At 52.8% G+C, this 15,824-nt stretch carries 11 protein-coding genes; 5 read left to right on the top strand and 6 right to left on the bottom strand.

Features of this window, described 5'->3' with window-relative positions; translation table 11 throughout:
- Window positions 1–70 precede the first annotated feature (70 nt).
- The 6 genes from R6H26_RS10870 to R6H26_RS10845 form a co-directional block, all read right to left on the bottom strand.
- Window positions 71–2,989 carry an NHLP bacteriocin export ABC transporter permease/ATPase subunit gene (locus R6H26_RS10870; protein WP_404790469.1) on the bottom strand — a complete coding sequence of 973 codons (2,919 nt, stop codon included), beginning with the start codon at window positions 2,987–2,989 and terminating at the stop codon, window positions 71–73.
- Window positions 2,990–2,992: 3 nt separating this feature from the next.
- Window positions 2,993–5,224, bottom strand: a complete 2,232-nt coding sequence (locus R6H26_RS10865) for an NHLP family bacteriocin export ABC transporter peptidase/permease/ATPase subunit (RefSeq protein WP_404790468.1) — start codon at window positions 5,222–5,224, stop codon at window positions 2,993–2,995.
- Window positions 5,225–5,241: 17 nt separating this feature from the next.
- The gene (locus tag R6H26_RS10860) at window positions 5,242–6,726 is read right to left on the bottom strand and encodes an NHLP bacteriocin system secretion protein (protein ID WP_404790467.1); all 1,485 of its coding nucleotides are present in this window, start codon (window positions 6,724–6,726) and stop codon (window positions 5,242–5,244) included.
- 35 nt (window positions 6,727–6,761) lie between these two features.
- The gene (locus tag R6H26_RS10855; RefSeq protein ID WP_404790466.1) at window positions 6,762–7,295 is read right to left on the bottom strand and encodes a cyclic nucleotide-binding domain-containing protein; all 534 of its coding nucleotides are present in this window, start codon (window positions 7,293–7,295) and stop codon (window positions 6,762–6,764) included.
- A 169-nt stretch (window positions 7,296–7,464) separates the two neighbouring features.
- The gene (locus R6H26_RS10850) at window positions 7,465–8,988 is read right to left on the bottom strand and encodes a tryptophan 7-halogenase (RefSeq protein ID WP_404790465.1); all 1,524 of its coding nucleotides are present in this window, start codon (window positions 8,986–8,988) and stop codon (window positions 7,465–7,467) included.
- A gap of 85 nt (window positions 8,989–9,073) precedes the next feature.
- Window positions 9,074–9,913, bottom strand: a complete 840-nt coding sequence (locus R6H26_RS10845) for a thiopeptide-type bacteriocin biosynthesis protein (RefSeq protein ID WP_404790464.1) — start codon at window positions 9,911–9,913, stop codon at window positions 9,074–9,076.
- Between the two features lie 118 nt (window positions 9,914–10,031).
- On the opposite strand from R6H26_RS10845, the gene R6H26_RS10840 reads away from it, so the two are divergent.
- The 5 genes from R6H26_RS10840 (at window position 10,032) to R6H26_RS10820 (ending at window position 15,816) form a co-directional block, all read left to right on the top strand.
- On the top strand, window positions 10,032–11,027 hold the full coding sequence (locus R6H26_RS10840) for a cupin-like domain-containing protein (RefSeq protein ID WP_404790463.1): 996 nt from the start codon (window positions 10,032–10,034) through the stop codon (window positions 11,025–11,027).
- Between the two features lie 372 nt (window positions 11,028–11,399).
- Window positions 11,400–11,780, top strand: a complete 381-nt coding sequence (locus tag R6H26_RS10835) for a hypothetical protein (protein ID WP_404790462.1) — start codon at window positions 11,400–11,402, stop codon at window positions 11,778–11,780.
- 66 nt (window positions 11,781–11,846) lie between these two features.
- Window positions 11,847–13,031, top strand: a complete 1,185-nt coding sequence (locus tag R6H26_RS10830; protein WP_404790461.1) for a YcaO-like family protein — start codon at window positions 11,847–11,849, stop codon at window positions 13,029–13,031.
- Window positions 13,032–13,047: 16 nt separating this feature from the next.
- A complete protein-coding gene (locus R6H26_RS10825; protein WP_404790460.1) occupies window positions 13,048–14,841 on the top strand; it encodes a TfuA-like protein in 1,794 nt (597 codons plus the stop codon).
- Between the two features lie 306 nt (window positions 14,842–15,147).
- On the top strand, window positions 15,148–15,816 hold the full coding sequence (locus R6H26_RS10820; RefSeq protein WP_404790459.1) for a response regulator: 669 nt from the start codon (window positions 15,148–15,150) through the stop codon (window positions 15,814–15,816).
- Window positions 15,817–15,824 lie beyond the last annotated feature (8 nt).

The raw sequence follows: 15,824 nt of genomic DNA, 5'->3' as shown, positions 1-15,824 counted from the left end.
GTGCAGGGAGAAAAAGACTTAACAGAAAAGTATGCATCAGCGAACTTAGAACCTCCTGTAACAACACCCTCTAAAGCTGTTGAGTCGCCATGAGCTGCTTAAATACGCCGGATTTTTGCATCAATTCTTCAAAAGTCCCTTTTTCCACCACGCGCCCTGCCTTGAGCACGTAAATTCGATCGGCATGGCGAATCGTACTGAGGCGATGGGCAATCAAGATCCGAGTGACGTGCAGCTTCTCTAAACTGCTACTCACGATCGCCTGGGTGTGGTTGTCCAGCGCACTAGTGGCCTCATCAAAGAGCAAAATTCTAGGCTGAAGCGCGAGGGAGCGCGCAATCAACAGCCGCTGCCGCTGTCCCCCCGATAAATTGCCACCCCCTTCGCTGATCGTGGTGTGCATCCCCATCGGGAAGGTGCGAATGTCGGCTTCGAGACCCGCATTACGGGCGGCCTGCCACGCTTCATCCATACTGAGTAGCGCCCCAGCCGCAATGTTGTCCAAAATAGTGCCTGCGGTCAATTTGCCATTCTGCATCACGACCCCAATCTGGCGGCGCACGGCTTGGAGATTCAGCCCTGCCAAATCCTGACCGTCAAAGGCAATTTTTCCCGATTGCGGGATCTCAAACCCCAGTAATAGCCGCAAGATTGTAGACTTACCGCTTCCTGAAGGTCCCACGAGGGCGATAAATTCCCCCTGCTCTGCTTCAATGCTCACATTGTCTAAAATGAGCGCGCCCTCTTCTTGGTAGCGAAAGCTGATGTGGTCAAGCGCGACCCGTCCCGTTAAGCGACCTGGATCGGCCTTCGTATCATCCACTTCCAGTTTGGCTTCTAGAATCGGTTTTGCTCGCTCCCACAGAATGCTGACTTCCAAGAGCGTTAACAGAGAATTACTCAGGCTGGTGGCCCCGCCCACAAAGCTCCCAAACGCAATGTTAAAGGCCAGAAAAGTACCAATGCTGAGCTGCTCTGTGGCAAGCTGCGCTGAGGCAATCCAGAACAGGATTGCGGTGCTGAAGATCGGCAGCACCTCGTTAAACAGCATTAACCCATCCCCAAGGGTTTCTTGCTGAAGGGAAAGCCGCTGCTGCTGGGCATACTGCTTGCCCCAATGGGAAAAAGCACGGGCTTCTGCCCCTGCAACCCTGAGCTTGGCAATACCCGAAATCAGTTCCACAATGAATCCGGCAATTTCTCCCTGAAGCGTTTGCAGACGACGCACCAGCTTAAAGATGAGCACTCCTATGGTGGTGGTAAAGGCAATAGATAGAAACGCCACCACCAAGGCAATCGATGCCAGTGGCGGACTGTAGTAAAACAGCAGTCCGAGGTTGAGCACTGAAAAGAAACTGCTGAGGATCGTTTGCAGGGTGGTTCCGGTGAGACGACGGCGGATTTGATCGATCGCCGAAACCCGCAGTTCTAGATCCCCCGTGGCGTACTGCCTCAGAAACGGGACTTCCACATTCAGCAATCGATCCCAAATGGCAGCGCTAGTATCCGCCTCTGCCAGGGTTTCTAGCCTCAGGGTTGCGAGGGTCTGGGCCATGCGGAACAGCATGGTGCCGATCGTGGTGGCAATCAGCGCCAATCCAATCTGCATCAACAGCCCCCGATCCGCATCTGGAATGGCATCGTTAATTAAAATGGCGGTTGCCTGAGGAATCACCATTCCTAACAAGGTTGCGGCCACTGCACTGAAGGCAATCATCCACAGATCTTTGACGCGTTTGCCCAAGGTAAATTTGAGCAAGTCGGCGGCCTGAAGCTGTCTTGCTGGAAGCGCTCGGTAGAGGGTGTAGGCAATGGGAGAGAGGGTCTCGGCTAAGCGTTGGGTGAGGGGACGACTGCCCTGCTCCATCGGGTCCAAAAGCCGATACTGTCCTTCATGGGAGGGCAGCAGGGCAACGGGTTGCTCGTCAGCGGCACGGAAGGCCACCAGCGCCCCGACGTCTTGTTTCCACCAGTTACCGCGCAGCAGCACGCGCCGCATCCGCAGCCGAGAGGCACGGGCGATCGCCTCTAGGGGCACTTTGAGTCGCTTGAGATTCTCAGACTTCGCGGGTTCTGCGATGGATGCACCCAAGGACTGCCCAACCGCACGGGCGGCGATCGCGAGCGGACTCCCTTCCCGTAATGCCTCGCGCATTCCAGGGTTTAAAACATCTGCGAGTTCTTCCAGGGTGTGGTCCAGGGATTCCAGACTCAGGCGTTTTCGTTCCCGAAAGCGGATATAGGCTTCTAGCTGTTCCTGCTGTTCCAGTTGCTCCACAAAGTCGAGGAAGTAGGACAACATCTGGAATAGCCCCGTCAAGAGCGTCTCTGCATCGGGTAGCTCCCGACTCGAAATCACTTGTAGTTCCGTGGGTTCCAGGGCTTCGACCCAAAGCCCGCTGAGGGGAAACCAGCTATCGGCATCGAGTAAAGTCAGCTCTGGCAAGCCGCTCCAAGCCAGACTCCCCCGCTGAACTTGCAGCCATACCACTGAACCCCGTCGGGCCTGTAAACTTTGCCCCCGCTTGAGCGAGAAGTGGGATTCGCCCTGTCCCTGTGTTTGGAGCGCAAGGGTCGGGGCGCATTGGAGTACAGTCTGGGCCAGGGGTGCCGCAAATTGCCCTAGTTTTTCGACCCAGCCTTCAATGCCCGCAAGCAATAAATCAGCACCTTGCTTGAGTTGAATGGCAAGCTCATCGGCCAAAATTTGCACGACTTTCGCGGTGGTAGCGGCGATCGCCATCAGCACCAACTGCTGTCGTCCCGGCGTCGGTGGAACCCCGCAAAACAGCTCTCCCGTCCTGACGGTGCAGAGAAACCGACGATTCCCTGAAGGTTCGCCGTCCTTGAGCACCACAGAGAACAAGGATAGTTCCCCCATTTCTACCCGCCAAACCTGTTGAGTTGCCAGAACTAGCGCTTGGTTTAGCTTCAGCACGGTAGGCAATCCGGTATTCTCACTGCTCGATCGATCTAGATCTTGAGGCATCTCTTACTCCTGAGCAGCTTCGCTACGGATCAGTTTGGCGTAGGCACCCTCGGTCGCGATCAGATCTTCATGGCTACCCCGCTGAACGACGCTACCCCGCTCTAGCACGACGATCTCGTCGCAGTCGCGGATGGTGCTCAGCCGATGGGCAATCACAACGCAAGTGCATCCGCGCCGCCGAATGTTTTGGATCACTTTAGCCTCTGTTTCGCCGTCTAGGGCACTGGTGGCTTCATCCAACACCAAAATGGATGGGTTGTTGACCAAGGCGCGCGCGATTTCTAAGCGCTGCCGCTGCCCGCCGCTCAAGTTGACCCCGCCCTCTAGCAACTGCGCGTCAAACCCGCCCGCCCGATCCAAAACCACATCTTCGATATCGGCGTCGCGACAGGCCCGAATCAGATTGTCATCGGGCACCGTGGCATCCCAGAGGGTGAGATTCTGACGAACCGTATCGGCAAATAGGAAAATGTCCTGATCGATGAGGGCCAGCGATTCGTAGAGCGATCGCCGATGCACCGCATCTCGAGGCTGACCGTCTAGAAAAATCTCCCCCGCCCAAGGGTCGTACAGCCCGCTGATGAGTTTGGCGATGGTGGATTTACCGGAGCCGCTGTTACCCACGATGGCAATGCGCTGGCCCGGACGAAGAGTCAAACTAAAATTCTCGATTAAGGGCGGTTCGATCGGATTGTAGCCAAAGGTAATCCCCCTCAATTCCAGCGCTCCTTTGAGGCGAAAGTCAGCCATCAATGCCGTGCGTTCTGTCTCAGCCCGATCCGACGCCGCATCAATGGGGTTCGCAAGCACATCGTCGAGGCGGTTGAGATCGCTTTCTAAGTCTTGGAGCGAGCTGCTCAAGCCCACCAAGCTCGCGATGGGTTCTAAAAAGCTGCCCGTCAAGCTTTGAAAGGCCACCAGCATCCCGATCGTGAGGTCTCCGTTCATCACCTTAAGTCCACCCACAACCAGCACCAGCAGGGTTGTCGCGGTAGACAGCAGCGCGGGCAACAAATTCAAGAATTGACTTTGCAACCCCAGAGACTGCTGGGCATTGAGCGCCTTAGCCTGGTAGCCGCTCCATCGACCAAAAAAATCGGACTCTAAAGCCGAGGCTTTAAGGGTTTCAAGGCTCATCAACCCGGCGATCGCCACCCCCTTCGCCTTGCCGTATTCCGTTGCCAGCCGCAAACTCGTATCCACCCGCGCCCGCGCGGCCCACTGCACTGCCAAGAAATTGAGGGCAGCAAAGCCAAAGACGATCAGCGTCAGTCCCCAGTCGTACTGCCACATGACGATACCAAATAGAAGCATGACTAGCGCATCAATGCTGGTGGTGGTGAGCTGACCCGAAAGCAATTGCGCCACGTTGTTATTCAAATTTAAGCGGCTCCCAATTTCACCCGCAAATCGTTGGGCGTAGAAGCTCACGGGCAACCGCAGCATATGCCAAAGCAATTGCCCGGAGAAATGTATCCCTAACTTGACCTGGAGTTGCCGAAGATGCTTGAGTTGTAGGTATTTCAACATTCCTTTCAACCCAGCCGCCACCGCCATCGCAATCAGCAGCGGACGCACCCAATCCTGCATTTTTTCGATCAGGATATTGTCTACAAACACCTGGGTAAACACCGGGATCGCCAGGCGCGGCACTATCAAAAACAGCCCGATGATAATGGCATAGATCAAAACACCCCAAGATCCCTGAAGGCGGCGGTATAGGGCCGCAAGGGTGCTGGGCTTACTTCCGCCTGGGCTAAACTCCGGGCCCGGCTCAAAGGCTAATACCACTCCTGTAAAGGCAGCATCGAACTCAGGCAGCGAGACAGTACGCGGTCCTGTAGCCGGATCGTTTAAGTAAACCTTATTCTTGCCAAATCCTTCCACCACCAGAAAGTGGTTGAAGTTCCAAAACACGACCAGCGGGCAGCGCATTTTCTGGACTGAATCCAGGTTTTTCTGATAGCCCTTTGCCAATAACCCATAGCTGCGAGCGGCTTTGACCAAACTAGAGGCTTTGCTGCCATCCCGCGAAACACCGCAAGCCTGTCGCAGGTCCGCCAGTGGAACAATACGTTTGTAGTATCCCAAAACAATACCGAGGGCTGCCGCACCGCACTCGACGGCTTCCATTTGCAGCAAAGTAGGGGTCCGAGTGCGAGGAGATGGATGGGAGGCAGGTAGCGCGACGTTAGGGGGCAGGATGGATTGGAGCAGGCTGGAAACGGCATTCATGACGTATACACTTGGCCCTAGTAAAGTCCGGTAAACTCTCGCAGGATAGGGAATACAAAACTCAGCGGCGATCGGTTTTCAAGGGTGACGAGGGCGGTGGCGGTCGTGCCGGGCGTTAACTTGAGCTGCGGCCCTTTTGAAGAAGACCAATCGTAACCCGTAAAGGTTTTGGGATCGGCCTGAAGCTTGCCGTAAACGCCAATAAACGGTCCAGCGCCTAAAGACTGGACCACGTCCGCATTGCCGATAAGCGCCGCCATTTCTTGTTTAGTGATGGAAAATTCCGTCACGGAGGCAACCGTCGCTTCGATCCCGCCAAAGCGCTCTCGCTTAATCGTGGTGGGCGTAATCTGCATTGCCATCCCCGGGCGAATTTTTTTACCGTCCTGGACGGGGAAAAACGCGAGGCCTTGGAGTTCCTGGGTTCTAGCATTAGTAGCAATGAGACCCAGTTGCGTGCCCACAGCAACCACCTGACCGACCTTGACCGGCAATTCCAGCACTTTGCCCGAAATGGGGCTGCGAATTTCGCGCTGCTGCTGCATCTGCACCCTCAGCAGATTGAGCGATCGCCGCGTGTCTTCAAGCGCGTTCGTGCGTTGGGCGTCGGTCTGTAGTTTTTGCTGCTGAATATTTGTGGCGCGAGTGTCTAAATCCTGAAGTTTCCGCTGCAAATCGGCCTTTTGAATTTGCAATTCCAACAGCCGATTTCGATCTTCAATCGCAGTTCGCTCGACCTGCACCAATTTAACCTGCACCTGACTCAACTGGCTCTCCAGCTCTGAAATGCTGCGTAAATTGTTTAAGTAAGTTTGCTCGGCTTCGAGCACGGCATCTTGGGTTAAAGCGCCTTCTGTAAAAAGCCGCTGGCGATTGTCTAGCCGAGTCTTTAAAACAGAATCTAACCGTCTCGCATCCTTGAGCCTCGAGCCGAGGCTGATTTGCTGTTGGCGCGCTGACTCCAGCTCCTTCGCTCTCAGGGTGGGGGTAATGGGCTGAAGTTGGGGCAATAGCCTCTCAGTGTTGCGAATCTGCTGCTGCAGGTTCTGCCGCTGCTTGACCAGAGATTCCAACTCGAAGCGATCGCGCCGATCTTCCGTATCTTCGATCGTGGTGTTTTGCCGCTGCAGCTCGACGAGTTTGCTCTGTTCCTGCTGAATTTGCTTTTCCAGTTCTGGCCGATCGATCGTTGCCAGCAGTTGCCCCTGCTTGACGAGACTGTTCGCCGCCACATTGAGTTGAGTCAGCTGCCCCGCCCCTAGAGACTGAATCTCTCGAATTTGGTAGGGATACACCAACACGGCTTGGGCTGAAACTCGAACCGGAAGCCGTCCCCACACGCTCCAAACCAAAGCCGCCACCGTCAAACCGCCCAAACTTGCCAGCATGAGCCAACTGCGCGGCTTTACAATTTGCATCAGTTGGTCGAGTTGTTCTGGAGAAGAGAGCCTCTCTAGCGCCTCTTTGCGAAACAGACCTTCAGGATTAGAGGAATCCGCCATAGATTTTGCCAACTGTCCTTGTTAACGCAGAGGAATTATTTCAGGTTTAAGCGCTTGAGAATCCACTCAAACCGGGATGCGGCTAAGGCCAGATCTTCTAATACATCCGGCGCGATCTCATCGGCGTCGTAGTCTTCAGCCTGGAGCGAAGCACTTTGAGCGCCGCTAGCCTGAGCGTTCAACACGCGAAGTCGATTGGATAGGAATAAAGAAGTCATCCGGTAAAACCGAGCTGCAAACCCTAAATCTGCACTCAAATGCTGCTTGAGCTGGGATCGCGGAATAGAGAACACCAGAGAATCAATTAACGCCGTTACCGTTGCTGATGGGAGTTGACTATCCACGAGGGACATTTCCCCCACAATATCGCCCGAACTCAATTGGGCGACCATTTGATGGTTCACAAAAACTCCAAACTGTCCCTCTAAGAGAAGGTAAAGCGCGTCGATCGGTTGTCCCATATCGACCAACGACTCGCTGTTGAGAATCTTCTGTTTGGCACCAACGTCCAATATCCAATCAATATCGCTGTCACTGAGGGCACCTAGCGCGATCAGTACGTTTCTCATCTGTGTCGATCCTCAAGTGGAATCCCAACGTTCTGTCGGCCCCGCCAAGGCCCAAAATACTGGCCGATACAACCCCAACCCATACAAGACTCAGTCTCGAACTGTTGTGATGCTATCAGCTATAAAAGTTACTCTTCGGTCCAGAAAAGAAACTTCACGGGGCGGCCCTTTACCGCACGCCGCTCGTCAGCTGCGGCACCAACCATTTGCCCTGACGGTTTTGAATGAGGAGAAACGCATCCTTCACGGTCAATGCATTGTGACTTACCGTTTCTAATTGCTGGAGCATGTGCTGCCATACTTGCCGTTCTTCCGCAGAAATAAAGGGAAGGACGCGCGGTTTTATCCCTTGATCGATCAGCAAGTTAAAATAGCCATTCAAGCCAAAAACACTTTCTGAGGGCAGCAAAGATTGCGCTAGTAAAGAAGGACCGTTATCCTGGAAAAAATCGATCAGTTCCCGCGCCGAGTCAAGCTCTACATCATTCCAGCAGTGCTTCCAGAATTCTGAAGAAACCCTTCGATTCAATCTAAAATGAATGGCTAGAAAGTTTCTGATATCATCCCATTTTTTACCTAGAGATCGGTTGACAGTCCCCACCAAGGACTCAGATGGATTGCGATCGGAATCTAGCAGCACATCGCAAACCATTTTGGCCGTTTCGCAAATCATGTGTAACCCCGTGGACTCTAGAGGTTCTACAAATCCCGATGCATTGCCAACGGCCACCACATTTTGGACCCAGCTTCTGCCATACCTTCCCGATTTAAACCGAATCAGCTTGCCATCTAGCTCGAGCTGAGGGTTTTTATGTTTTAGTTCGGCGGCGGCGGCTTCATCGCTTGCAAAGGCAGAAGCATAAACATACCCGCGATTGACGCGATCTGTGAGATCGATTCGCCAGCACCACCCGCTTTCCATCGTTTCTGCCGTCGTAAACGGTTGAATGCTATCCTCGCGCATCCAAGTTCCTGTTACTGCAGAATCGCAGAACAAGCTATTGGCAAAACTTGTAAAAGATTCCCGGAGCGTGCCACCCAACAATACGGAGCGAAATCCCGAACAATCTACGAATAAATCTCCGGGAAGCGTCGTTCCATCTTTAAAATATAGGCTTTCAATAGCTCCACTCTCTTTCCTTTTGGCTTCTACAAAGGTTTTATTCAGGACTCGAACGCCTACCTTGGCCGCTTGACAGGTCAGATAGGCAACAAAAGTGGAATTTTCAATGTGGTAGCCAAATTTTTCATCAATGTAGAGTTCTTGAGATGCTGTTCTAAAGCAAGGAGACTTGCCCCGAGCCATGAGGTGACTGTAGAGGCTAGACCCTTGAGTCGAATGGAGACAGTAGTAACCCGTATTTTTAGAAAGCGCTCCGGCTTTTGCAGTCAAAGCAGCGTCAAATGGATAATTAAAATAGGGCCGATTGTCTGGCCCCCAAATAAAACGAATGCCTAGCTTCCAAACGGGCTGAGCCTTATCGTAAAATTCCTGCCGATCCAAACCTAAATATTCGTGTAAAAACCAGGGCATCCAAGCGGTTGTCGCCTCGCCCACGCCAACGATCGGGATTTCGGGCGCGCGAACGACTGTAACCGAAAGCTGAGGTATTTTGGTTTTGAGCGCCAAAGCACAGAGAAACCCGGCACTGCCTCCACCCAAGATGACGACAGTTTGGATAGGCGCGCCCATAAAGTTTTAGGTCCTTAGGATGTTCTTAAGGGCACAATAGCAGCCCCGCTCCGCGATCTTGAGGTCTCCATAAAAAAGTTCAAATTCAAAGTTGGGTATCGAGCGCGGGCGATCGCCCCGATTGGAGTGCTTCTACCACCCCCTCAATCAACGGCCCGGCCCGTTGCCAGTCGAATCCGTGACGGTGCAGCGTAAACTGACCCACGTTTGCCAGCAGGTCGGGTAGATCGCAGTGGATTTGCCCGGTATTGTAAAGCTCCTTGAGCTGTTGCGACAGCTCGGCATTGGCGCTGAGATAGCAATCGAGAATCTGTCCGAGCGCGGTATCCAGCCCGACGGATTTTTGAAGTACCTGAAGGGGAACCAGTGGCAGAACGAGAGACTGCATTGAAGGCTGTGCCGTACCGAACAGTTGACCCAGTGTTTGCCAAGCGTTCAAAACGCGATCGGGATCTGACAGCGTTGACTGAAATAAATCGTGCAGGATCGCGCTCAAGAGCGCGGCATCTCCGATCGCTGGGTCGGATGGCTGCTTCCGCCGATCGAGCCGCAGCCATTGAGCGGTATCGATATCGAAGTAATCATGCACCCGCGCCAGAGAGGCCAATCCGCCGAAGCGATCGCCTTCAGGCTCGTACTCGCTAAAAAAGCTGAGGCGAATGGTATTTTGCCGAACGAGTTCATCCATCAAGTCAGTCAATTGCTGGATGACCATTTGGCGCTGGTTCGTGAAAAACCGAAGCCTCACGTCAGGCGGCTTTCGCATGAAAAAAAAGCATTGGAGGAGTCCGTCTTCTCGCCACTGTTGGGTGAGGAGATCGATTTCAGCAAAAAGCTTGCGGGCGCTAAACCGAGCCTGATTTTGATAGCGCATCAACCCAACATTGAGCTGAAGCCATTGCCAGTTTTGTTCGAGCGTTTCCATAAAAGTTCCGATCGACGTCAAAGGCGAAACGGCTACCTATCAAACACTACATCTCCAAGCCCCTTTAATTTTTCTCAAAATTAGCCCGCTCGCAGAAAACGACCCGTAGGATAAGCCTATGGTTTTAAACAACGTCGAACGCATTCCCGTCCCGTCCAGCGAGACCTTCTTCCGCGACTGCATTTTGCCGCAACAGCCTGTCATCATTACCAACCTGTTTGACGAGGCTCCCCTGCGATCGCAGACAACGCTCCCCCAAGTCAAAAAAAGCCTGTCAGACGCAACCATTGAGGTTCGCCCCAACTACATCGCCCAACTCCTAAGTCCAACCCCTGGATTAGGCGATCGCCAGATCGGCATCGGGGGCTTTCTCGACGAACTCGAGGCAAATCCAGAGACGATGGATGCTTGCTCCGAATATCCAACCCCACCAGAATTGCTCGCCCAACTTCCGCTCAAACGCTATCGCCATCTTCAAGACGAGCGAGATCTCTACTCCAACTTGTTTGTTGCGGGCTCCAAAAACTACGCCCATCTCCACTACGATGCCGATCAGCGAGAGGTTCTGCTGTATCAGTGTTTTGGCGTCAAGCGCGTTGCCATCATTCACCCGCAACAGACCCAAAAGCTCGATCCCATTCATCGCGCCGACCTGCGCCGGACCAGCAGCTTTTTCTTGGAAAACATGTCTGAAGCGGAAAAAGCAGCCTTTTTGACTTACGCTCAAGCCTGGGACACCCTGTTACACCCCGGCGAAACCATCTACATGCCAGCCATGTGCTGGCACTACATCGAATATCTAGAACCTGCTATGTCGATCGGCTATCGGCTGGGGCGAAATCCCTACAATCAGCGATTGGCAGCGCTGTTTCCAGCGCCTTCTGTTGACGTACAGGCCTTGGCGATCGCTCTCATCCACACCGAACGAGCTCGCGAAAACCATACTGAGTGGCTGGAACGCCTCGAAACAGCAGCTCGAACCTCCACCGGAACGCTAGCAGAGCAATCTTCAGCGCTAGAACGTCTGTGCCTGCAAACCCGCCAGCGATATCTGGGCATCGAGCCGACCTACAGCATCCGCGAATGGGGACGCCAGCGAGCTTTAGGACTTTAAGCACGGCAGTCCGCTCCCATACCCGCAATTGCGATCGATGTAGCGCAGCGTACCGACCCATCCCCCTTCCCATAAAGAATCGCAACAAAGTCTTGATTAAGCCTAAATCCCTCAGTATGTTAGCTTTTAGAGCTCGACTTACGTTGCAGTAAGTCAGCCTTTCTAAATCGTGAGGAACAAGAAAAACGCCCTAACTTTTAGAGCCTTTTCCCGAACCACCTCATTTCAGGTTCTACTTAGCTTGACTTCAGAAATACCTTAGAGACGCAATCTCAGAGGAGAAGTTTAAAGCCAACGTGTTTGGTAGCAGTTATTGAAACTGCGTATCGCTTTTAGGTGTTTTAATTTATTGTTAACCAGCGAGAAAGACTTATGTCTCAGGCTAGCTTTGTCGAGTACTACGAACAGTTTTTAGCTAAACCCGAAAACCAAGCCCATCGAGAGGCACTTGAATCGGCCGCAAGCCGAGAAGAGTTTAATGAAATCGCTTTATCTCAAGGCGAAGCCAATGGTTTCGACTTCGATCTAGAAGATATCAACCTAGTCATGTATGCTTCCGAGCGTAAAGCAATGGAGGCTGCTGGGGAGCTGTCCGACGAGCAACTGGCCTTGGTGACGGGTGGGATGGCATCTTTTGCCAGTAATTTAGGGTCTAATATCAACCTAGGCAATGTACAAACCGTAAACTTAGGATCGGCAGTGCCGCAGTTTGACTTAGGCAAGAACATGTCAACCATTATGTGCTGTTGGTAAAGATCCCACTTGACCCCTACACCCAAGCAGTCACTCCTTCCTCTTTCTCGTGAAGAGCGGTTTTCAATGCGGCAATTCTCAAACTCGCTTCCCAAGCTAGATCTGCAGGGAACCATCAGAGCGGAGCGGGCAGAAAGTACCTGGCAGCGCTTAGAACCTTTGCTTTCTGTTTTTGAAATTACTCGTATTGCAAATCTCACCGGTCTTGACTGCTTGGGTATTCCCGTCGCTCAGGCGATTCGTCCTAATGGCTGCGCGCTGACGGGGTCTCAAGGTAAGGGGGTTTCGTTTCTATTGGCCAAGGTTTCTGCGGCGATGGAGTCGATCGAGCTGTACCATGCTGAAAACCTGCCGGAGCCGGAAATCGTTGCCTCTTACAGCGCTTTAAGCCGCGACCGTTGCTGTCTCGATCCCCAAACCCTAAAACCAGGACGGCATTGGAGTCGCTACCACCCCGATCTCCCCATGGGTTGGGTGGTGGGGTGGGATTTATTTACCAAACAAGCGGTTTGCGTGCCCCAGGCTTACTTAAATCTCAACACGACCGTCGAAACCCCGAATACGCATCTGTTTAGTGCCAGCAGCAATGGATTGGCGTCTGGCAATCACCTCCTAGAAGCGATCGCCCATGGGTTGCTAGAAACGATCGAGCGAGACTCGCATTGGCGCTGGGAGCGATCGCTGCTTCAGCGCCGCATCCGCTGCTTGGTCGATCCCAATTCTATTACTGCGCCATTACTTCGCGGCTTTTTAGATCGAATTGCTCGGGCAGGTGCAACTGCCACGATCGCCGATATCACCAGTCGTCTGGGAATACCGACTTACTGCTGTGCCATTAGCGAATTCAGCAGTTGGCAGCATGCCAATACAGCAATGGGTTGGGGTTGCCACACCTCTAAAGAAATTGCGCTGGCCCGTGCCATTACCGAGGCCGCTCAGAGTCGCTTGACGGCGATCGCGGGGAGCCGCGACGATATTTTACCCGAATGCTATGGGGGAGGACGAAGGCAACCAGAAAGGCACCAACCGAATCCCAGCCCGACGACGTTATCTCCGGTTCCCCTCCTCGACTTTGAGGGACAACCGGAACTACCGCCGACCTCGACCTTTGAGGAGAATCTACAGCAAATTTTAGATTGCCTGCACGCGAATGGGTTTGAACGAGCTGTGGTGGTCGATCACACCCGACCTGAATTCGGAATTCCTGTCATCCACACTATCGTTCCGGGAATGCAACTTCCCACTCACTAGGATAAAACCGATTGCAATGTCGTTAGGTTCTCTGCGCGCCGATGAGATTTTTGTCTTTCTCGGACCTACTTTACCCCTGGATGAAGCAACCGAGCTTTTACCCGCACGCTATCTAGAGCCAGCGCGATGCGGCGATGTTCTTGCTTATCTGCGGCTCGACCCCAAGGTTATTGCGATCGTCGATGGTGTTTTCGATCGAAATGCCTCGGTCTGGCATAAGGAAATCCTGTGGGCGATGGAGCGGGGAATCCAGGTCTTTGGGGCTAGCAGTATGGGCGCGCTGAGGGCGGCTGAATTGCATCACTTTGGCATGAAGGGAGTAGGAGAAATTTTCGCGGCATATCAGAGCGGACAGTATACCGATGACGATGAGGTAGCTGTCGCGCACGGGAATGCGGCTGAACAGTTTCGATGTTTTAGCGACGCGATGGTCAATATCCGGGCGACAGTTGCCCATGCCATCGATCGGCAGGCGATCGACCCCGAACTGGGGGAACGGATCGTTCAACGGGCAAAACAGACGTTTTATCCTCAGCGGTTGCTTCGACATACGATTGCCGAACTCGTAAAAGAAGGTGCGAATGCCCTTGAACTAAAGCGCTTCGCGGATTTTCTCGATCGTGGCGGATTCGTCAATCTCAAGCGCAGAGATGCGATCTGCTTGCTCCAGCACTTGAATGAGGCGGTCAGGGGCAAGATTGCTTTATCCCCAAGTTCTCCGATCGCGCTCAATAAGTCGATGTTTATCGTGGAGTTACAGGCGCGGGTTGCCCTTCGTCCCCTGCGGACTCGATACGAGTGGTTGCCCGTTCCAGAACGGGTCGCTCAAGAGGCGCGTCTATTAGGAGCGACTTACTGGCAGCTTCGCAATTTAGCGGGATTACTGCGCTGGTGCTGTTTCCTTGCAGATCGCTTGCAGCTCGAACCCACACCAGAAGATTTGACGGATATTCTCGAGTCTGAAGACATTGGAATTGCTTCGCTCGTCCGTCAGACAGATTGGGCGATCGCCCAGGATCTGACCCCCTCCGCGCAACAAGGATTCGTGTACCGTTTGGGACAAATTCAAGCACTGCGGCGAACCGCTGTGGGACGTTACAGTTTACCGAAAAGAATTGCAGCGTATGAAAAACTCCTCCTACAGCTATCTGCAGGCAAAGAGATGCACCCTGAAGCCTGCAATACATCTGCCGCTCAACTGCATGGAAATCTCAGAATTCAATGCAATACAGAAAAAATCAAACTCTTACGTCAGGTTACTTTTCTCTGGTCCCTCGCAGCCCAATGCACTGCCCAGACAGAAATCTCCCTCCAGCCCAATATTTTGCAAAAGATGGAACGACACCTGTTGGAGAAATATGGGTTCAGCGATGGCGCCGCTTGGAAACAATGGCTTCACCAGTATCAAAACGATTCGCTTGCCTTGACTGACCCCACGATGGAATTGATTCATTTGGAAGGGATGGTCCATCAGTATCGATGGTGGACGCGAATTGCCAGGCCGATCGATCCGACCCTTTGTTTCTTACCCGATGCGCTCAGAATGTCAGGGTTTTACACGCTCTTGAAGGCCTGCACTCAACCGCTCGTTCCGTCGAATGCTCCAGCTATCCGCAGAACGGATTCAAATTCGCTGTTCGAGCAATGGTGTGCGGAGAACGTTTCATTCCTTTCCCTCAACTTAGAACAGATTGCGTTCTGGTTGGATTTTAGCGACTCTGAGGATTTCATTGATGTTTTACTGACAAAATATTCACAAGAGCCCGGACAGTTTTGGGTAAGGGGGCAAGAAAGCTACCCATCGTTATAGAGTACAAAGGTAACCAAACCAAACTGCACCAGTAGCCTGAAAAATATTGTAACGGGTCTGCTCGACTCAGCAGGCTTTTTCACAAACCGCAACGGAAATTCTTGCTCACCTTGTTCGCGACTCTATTCGTGGTGTGCGGGCGAGTCAACTTAACCAATCATTGAGATGATTGCGCCTTGACACAGTGCTGGTTACCGATGCCCACAATCGAGGTTAGTCAACAGACATAGTGTTCGATCGAGGGAATGCTTCTATTGTAAGAAGATAGTTAGTGACACTAGCCGATGTTTGCTGTAGCGAGTTGCCATGTCTCAAATCCCTCAACCACAAAAACAAACCTTTTTAGTCGTGGATGACCACACATTAGTTTTAGATGGCACCCTCGGTATTTTGCAGCAGGCGTATCCAGATGCGGACATTGTGACGGCTCAGACGTCTCAGGAAGCACTAAACCAAATGGCGCAGACTAACCCCGATCTGGTGATGGTGGATCTGGTGATGCCAGACGCGATCGGCGAAACGGCTCAGGCTAAATCCGGACTGCAATTACTCAAAACGCTAATGGAGCATTATCCTAAGCTAAATCTTGTGGTGCAGAGTGCCCATGTCCGTACGTTGGTTTGGCTCAAACCGACGATCGACAACCACTTGGGTGGCTTCACTGTTGTAGATAAGAGCCAGCCTGTAAGGGATCTGCTGACAATGGTGGATTGGGCGTTGCGAGAGCGGACTTACACGCCGCCAGAAATTCGCAATGGGCTGCAATTCAAACCTGCTTGGATGAAGGTGCTGCAACTCGCCTTTCAAGAGAGCTTACAGGACACGGCGATCGCAAAACGGATGAATGTTTCTGAACGCACTGTGCAGTATTACTGGACCAAAATTCGAGATGTGCTGGAAGTTTATCCTGAAGATGACAAGAATCTACGGATTCAAACGGAGGTGCGAGCGAGGGAAGCAGGACTGCTAGATTGACGATTTTG

The organism is Altericista sp. CCNU0014 (assembly GCF_044923475.1).
Classification (GTDB): domain Bacteria; phylum Cyanobacteriota; class Cyanobacteriia; order Thermosynechococcales; family Thermosynechococcaceae; genus JAAURS01.
This window is presented reverse-complemented; position numbering and strand designations above follow the sequence as displayed.